The sequence below is a fragment of the Mycobacterium sp. ABE4_509 genome, assembly GCF_056160785.1.
The window spans coordinates 1-5,917 of the sequence record NZ_JBSWXU010000221.1; the positions used below are offsets into that span (position 1 = coordinate 1).

Annotated in this window: 7 protein-coding genes; 3 read left to right on the forward strand and 4 right to left on the reverse strand. The window is 70.8% G+C overall.

Features of this window, described 5'->3' with window-relative positions; translation table 11 throughout:
• The coding region (locus ACXAID_RS26710) for a diacylglycerol/lipid kinase family protein (RefSeq protein WP_475025196.1) at nt 1-681 on the forward strand (681 nt) is incomplete at its 5' end.
• Here the strand turns inward: ACXAID_RS26710 and ACXAID_RS26715 are convergent.
• A complete protein-coding gene (locus ACXAID_RS26715) occupies nt 635-1,309 on the reverse strand; it encodes a phosphatase PAP2 family protein (protein ID WP_475025197.1) in 675 nt (224 codons plus the stop codon). The genes ACXAID_RS26710 and ACXAID_RS26715 overlap by 47 nt on opposite strands.
• 43 nt (nt 1,310-1,352) lie before the next feature.
• Here ACXAID_RS26715 and ACXAID_RS26720 point away from each other — a divergent pair, with 43 nt between their 5' ends.
• Nucleotides 1,353-1,835, forward strand: a complete 483-nt coding sequence (locus ACXAID_RS26720; RefSeq protein ID WP_475025198.1) for a hypothetical protein — start codon at nt 1,353-1,355, stop codon at nt 1,833-1,835.
• 14 nt (nt 1,836-1,849) lie between these two features.
• Here the strand turns inward: ACXAID_RS26720 and ACXAID_RS26725 are convergent, their stop codons facing one another.
• Nucleotides 1,850-2,635, reverse strand: a complete 786-nt coding sequence (locus ACXAID_RS26725; RefSeq protein ID WP_475025199.1) for a trans-aconitate 2-methyltransferase — start codon at nt 2,633-2,635, stop codon at nt 1,850-1,852.
• 33 nt (nt 2,636-2,668) lie between these two features.
• Here ACXAID_RS26725 and ACXAID_RS26730 point away from each other — a divergent pair, with 33 nt between their 5' ends.
• The gene (locus ACXAID_RS26730; protein WP_475025200.1) at nt 2,669-3,868 is read left to right on the forward strand and encodes an alpha/beta hydrolase family protein; all 1,200 of its coding nucleotides are present in this window, start codon (nt 2,669-2,671) and stop codon (nt 3,866-3,868) included.
• Here the strand turns inward: ACXAID_RS26730 and eccE are convergent.
• On the reverse strand, nt 3,855-4,784 hold the full coding sequence (gene eccE, locus ACXAID_RS26735; protein WP_475025201.1) for a type VII secretion protein EccE: 930 nt from the start codon (nt 4,782-4,784) through the stop codon (nt 3,855-3,857). The genes ACXAID_RS26730 and eccE overlap by 14 nt on opposite strands.
• Nucleotides 4,781-5,917: type VII secretion-associated serine protease mycosin (mycP, locus tag ACXAID_RS26740; RefSeq protein ID WP_475025202.1), on the reverse strand; the 1,137-nt coding region annotated here is incomplete at its 5' end. The genes eccE and mycP, both read right to left, overlap by 4 nt.

Consider the following 5,917-nt stretch of genomic DNA (forward strand, 5'->3'; position numbering starts at 1 on the left):
GGCGACGGCACCGTGGCGGCCGCGGCGGAGGTGGCGGTCGCCGAGGGCGTCCCGCTGGCGGTCTTCCCCGCGGGCACGTTCAACCATTTCGCCAAGGACATCGGGTGCGACACCACCGCCAAGACCATCGCCGCGATCCGGGAGGGCCGCGCGTCCCATGTCGACCTGGTCTGCCTGAACGAACGGCAGATGCTGGTGAACACCGCGAGCATCGGCGCCTACCCCCGGTTCGTGCAGACCCGGGAGAGGCTCGAGCACCGCATCGGAAAACCGTTGGCCGGCATCTACGCGATGTTCCACACGCTGCGCCGCGACGAGTCGGTACGGATCTCCTACGACGACAAGACCCTGCAGACGTCGTTGTTCTTTCTGGGCAACTCGACCTATCTGCCGTCGGGTTTCGCCCCGGCGCGGCGCACCCGGATGGACGACGGCCTGATCGATGTGCGGATCCTCGAGACCGGGCGCGCCCTGGCGCGGGTGCGCATCCTGGTCGGGCTGGCGCTGGGCCGGCTGACCCGCAGCCCGCTCTACCACGAGTTGCGGGTGCCCGAGTTCGCGTTCCGGTCGGAGGACGGGCCCACCGTGCTGGCGCTCGACGGGGAGGTCGGCACCGAGATCACCGAGGCCACGTTCACCGCGCTGTACCGGAAGTTGCCGGTGTTCCGGCCGGTCGCCTGATGCGCGGGCCGGCCGGCGGTACGACCAGCAGGCATGCCGCAACGTAGGTGTAGCCCAGCGCCCAGCCGGCGATCACGTCGGAGGGATGGTGCACGTTGAGCACCACCCGGCCGACCCCGATGGCCACGATGACGATCAGGCCGACCGTCAGCGCCGCGGCGCGCCCGCGGCGGCCCAGTGCCGGACGTGCCACGACGTAGAGGGCCAGCACCGCCACCGTCACCCCGAGTGCGTGACCGGACGGGAAGGACAGCCCGTAGGCGGTGACCAGTGCGGTGTCCGGGCGCGGGCGGTCGGCCAGCGCTTTGGCGATCTCGGTCACCACGCCGCTGAGCTCGACGGTCAGCAACAGGAACAGCCCCACCCGGAACCGGCGCCGTACCAACGCCGCGACGATCACCACCAGCGTGGCCACCCGGAACACCGCCGGCCCCAGCACTGCGCAGAACACGTTCCATGCCGTCACCCAGCCCGGATGTGCCTCCCCGAAGCGGGCCAACGGTTGCAGCGCCGCGTCGTCGAGGGCGGTCAGCCAGCTCCACTGCCAGGCGTAGCCCACCCACATCAGCAGATACAGCCCCGCGCCGGCCAGCGCGGTGCCGAGCAGCAGGCCGCGGTTCGTGGTCATCTGACCAGAACTACCACTCAGGTGGCTGAGCTACCGTGCACGGATGGCCGTCATTCTGCGCAGGCTGCTTCGCATCGGCAGGCTTCCCGGCGCGCTGCGCGCCGAGGTGGAGCTCGAGGGGATCCTGTTCTTCGACGAATATGTCCCGGTCACCCGGCGTTTTCACGGTGCGGTGCCCGGGCTGCGCTCGGCCGGCAGCATCGCCAGCTACGTCGGCGCGCTGGCGCTGACCGAACGGCGGGTGCTGGGCACGCTGTCGTCGGTGCCGAAGCTGGCCGGGCGCATGATCGACCTGCGCTGGGACGCCCCGCAGGCGGGCAGCGTCAGGGCGGAACTGTCGACCACGGGGCTCACGCTCGACGTCGACGTGGCCGAGGTGGACAGCCGCTGTTCGGGCGAGTTGTCGCTGCAGTACAAGACCGACATCGCCGCCGACGTGCTCGACCGGTTGCCGCGCACCTCGCTGGCGTTCGACGCGCCGCCGGAATTCGTGTTCCAGGCGGTCGGGGTGGCCTACCACCCCTAGGGACGGGCCCGCCGCTACCGCACCTGGGCCACCACGAACACCCGGCGGAACGGGAAGAAGGTGGTGCGGTCAGCGCCCGGCGGGTAGGAGCCGTCGGCGTTGGCGGGGTAGGCGGCGTCGAGCATCGGGATCAGCTCCGCGCGAAACTGTAGCCACTGCGCCTGGCCGAGCGCGTCGCGAACCGGGCGAAGCGCCGTGCCGGTTATCCACTCCAGCACCGGGTTCGCCCCGCTCAGCTGGTGGATGTAGGTGGTCTCCCAGGCGTCGACCGAACAGCCCGCGTCGGTCAGCAGACCGGCGTAGTCGGCGGCGGGCCGCACCGCGTCTTCATCCAGCGGCGAACCCGACAGCAGCGCCGACCACGACGGCCGAGCCACCAGTTCCCGGACCACCCGGTGCGACGGCGCATCGAAGTTCGCGGGCACCTGAAACGCGATCCAGGAACCTGCCGCCAGCTCCGACACCCACCGGACCAGCAGGTCGGGGTGCTCTCGAACCCAGTGCAGCACCGCGTTGCTGACCACGACGTCGGTGTTCGGCTGCGGTGTCCAGTCCCGCACATCCCCCACCCGGGCGGCGATGCCGCGTTCGCCGGCGGCGGCCACCATCTCCGGTGCGGAATCCCAGGCTTCGATCGTCGCGCCGGGCCACCGGGCGGCCAGCGTCTCGGTCAGATTGCCCGGACCGCAGCCGAGGTCGACCACCCGGCGTGGCTCGCGGGCACCCACCCGGGACAACAGGTCGAAGAACGGCCGGCCGCGGTGGTCGGCGAACGCCAGATAGGTCTCGGGATTCCACATCGTGCCAGTGTGACCCGCCGGTGCGGCGTTAACATGCCAGACGTGGACCCCGAGCCTCTGCCGGAACCGCCCATCCCGGTTCCAGACGTTCCCGGTGCCGATGCGACAGCGCGTGGTCTGCCCCGGCGGTCCGACCTGACGCTGCGGCAACGGCTGCTGGTGGATTCCTCGGCGGTCGCCGACCTGGCCCTGCGCACCTCCATCGCATCGCTGCTCAGCGCCACCATGGTGCCGACGGTGGCCAGTGCGCTGCGCGGATCGCAGCCCGGCGTCGAACGCGACCACCTCGAGTTCTATGCCGGGCTCGCCGCGGCCGGCGATCCGCAGCGGTCCTTCCCCGCCCCCACCGTGCCGCCCCGGGTGTCGTCGCGGGCAGCCAACCCGGTGGCCGAGTGGATCGCCCACGGCAACGTGCGCAACATCAAGTTCCACAGCAGTTTCGAGGCGGTCAACCCCGCGCTGCGCGAGCAGTGCCGCGGTTTCGAACGCAACAACGTCGTCCACGCCCAGCACTGGCGTCACCACAACGGGCCGCGCCCCACCCTGTGCGTCATCCACGGCTTCATGGGTTCGGCGTACCTGTTCAACGGGTTGTTCTTCTCGCTGCCCTGGTTCTACCGGTCCGGCTACGACGTGCTGCTGTACACGCTGCCGTTCCACGGAAGCCGTGCCGAGAAGTACTCACCGTTCAGCGGATACGGCTATTTCGCCAACGGGTTCTCGGGTTTTGCCGAGGCGATGGCCCAGGCGGTGCACGACTTCCGCTCGGTGCTCGACTATCTCGAGTTCACCGGTGTCGACCGCATCGCGTTGACCGGAATGTCGCTGGGCGGCTACACCTCGGCGCTGATCGCCAGCGTGGACGACCGTATCCAGGCGGTGATCCCGAATGTTCCGGTGGTGACCCCCGACCGCACCGTCGACGAATGGTTCCCGGCCAACAAGGTGGTCGCGTTGCGTGACCGCCTCGCCGGGACCGACCCCGAGCTCGTCGACACCGCGACGATGTACTCCTCGCCGCTGAACTACCGGCCACTGCCGGCCAAGGAGCGACGGCTGATCATCGCCGGTCTCGGCGACCGCCTGGCGCCCCCCGAGCAGGCCGAAATCCTGTGGCGGCACTGGGATCACTGTGCGTTCCACTGGTTCCCGGGAAACCATGTGCTGCACGTGAGCCAGCCGGACTACCTGCGCCGGATGACCCGCTTCCTCGGCGAGTTCATGTTCGACTGAGTGCTGCGGCCGCCGGCCAGCTCAGCCGCGAGGTCAGTGTCGGCGGCAGCGCCGCGGGATCGCCGGGCAGCCTGTCATCGGATGTCGGCGCCAGCGCGGCGAGGGCGACTCCGTGCAGACCGTGGTAGGGGGACAGTCCGGACAGCGGCGCCCTGGCCGCCGGCCGCTCCGTGCTGCGCAGCGCGCAGACGGCCACCAGTTCCGGGTGCGACCGACTCCCGGTGAATTCCAGTGCGGTCCATGTCTCGGCCGCCCCGGCCGCCCAGACGGCCGCCAGGCTCTCAGCCAGTTCGTCGTCGACCGCGATCCGGTACGCGGCCAGGTAGCCGTGCTCATCGGCCAGCCCGCGCCAGGTCTCCCTGGCCCCGCCGGCCCCAGCGGCTGCGACCGGCTCGGTCCCGGCCGCGACGTCGACGTCCCAGCCCATCTCCCTGAGGTGATCGGCCAGCCTCCGGGCACACAGCTCGGCGGTGTCGCGCAACGGGATACTGGCCGAACGAGCCGACAACGCGGCGATGTTGTCGACCGCGCCCAGGGTCAGCCCGACCCAGGTGGTGCGCGCCCCGTCGACGTCACGGCTGGTGACCCGGACCTTGTCGAAATCGATGCCGTAGCGATCGAGATAGCCGACGAGCAGCTCCAGCGGCAGTTGCTCATCCGCGCGCGGGGTGACCTGCAATGCCACGGTGGTGAACTCCGAGGAGTGGTGGCTACCGGTCCCCCGGCCGCGACGGCGCCACATGGCGAACCGGCGGGCGATCATCGTCGTCACGAAAAGTCCACGCCACCATGCGAACAGCACCACCAGCCAACCGATCGCGACGCCGAGCAGCCACCGGTCCGCGGTGGAGTCCCACGGGTAGGCCATGGCGGCCGGGATGGCCACCAGCAGGGCCAGACTGAGCCGGACCATCATGACGTTGCGTCCTTCCGTTTACGGCTCGCCACCACGGCGGCGAGCACCGACAGCGCCAGCACTCCCGCACCGGTGAAGGCCACGATGCGCGGCACCGGATCGACCGGCGGAGGTGGCGGCGGGGCCGAGATCTGGCGAACCGCAGCGGGATCGACCTCCACCTCGGCCGGAACATTCCAGGTCAGCGCCGCGACGGGGTCGACGGTACCGGCGCCGACCAGGTTCGACGGCGAGCGGGCGGCCCCGTGCGCGGTGGCGGTGATCCGGTCGACCACCGCAGGAGCACTCATGTCGGGGAATCTGCTGCGCACCAGGGCGGCGACTCCGGACACATAGGCGGCCGCATAGCCGGTGCCCTGGATCGGCACCAGCTGCTGTTCGTTGTCCGGCATGCCGTTGGCCAGCCCACCGCCGTCGGCATTGCTGACCGAGGTGACGTCCTCACCCGGGGCGGCGACCCCCAGCCACGGCCCGGGCAACGTGAACGGCGACGGCGCTCCGTGCGGCCCCAGCGAACCGACCGACAGCACATAGGGTTGCCACCACGATGGAACCGACAACGTGGTGACGCTGTCCCAGTTCCGTGGGTCGGCGGGCCGGGCGGCGTCGTTGAGGGGGTTGGCCGTACACCGGGCGCCGGTGCCCCGACCACTCGACGTGTCACCGGCGGCGGCGACGATCACCACGTCGCGCTCGACCGCCGCGTAGCGCAACGCCGCCCCCAGCGCGGATTGGTCGATATCGCTGCCGGCTGGGATGCACGCCCCGACAGAGATGTTGATCACGCGCGCCCCGAGATCGGCGGCCCGGACCACGGCCCGGGCCAGTGTGTCGACCTCGATGCCGGCGCGGGTCAGTGCCGGATCCTCGCCGGGGTCGCGGGGCGCGAAGTGTGCGGAGGTCTGCCGGATGGACACGATCTGCGCCGCCGGCGCGACGCCGGAGAAGCCATCGTCGCCGGGTTGTCCCGCGATGAGTCCGGCGACCAGGGTGCCGTGTCCGTCACAGTCGGTGAGCCCGTCGGTGTCGGCGACGTAGTCACCGCCGGCCTGGACGTCGGGCAGCCGCGGCCCGGGTGTGACGCCGGTGTCGATCACCGCGACCAGCTGGCCCTCGCCGCGGCTGTGCCGCCA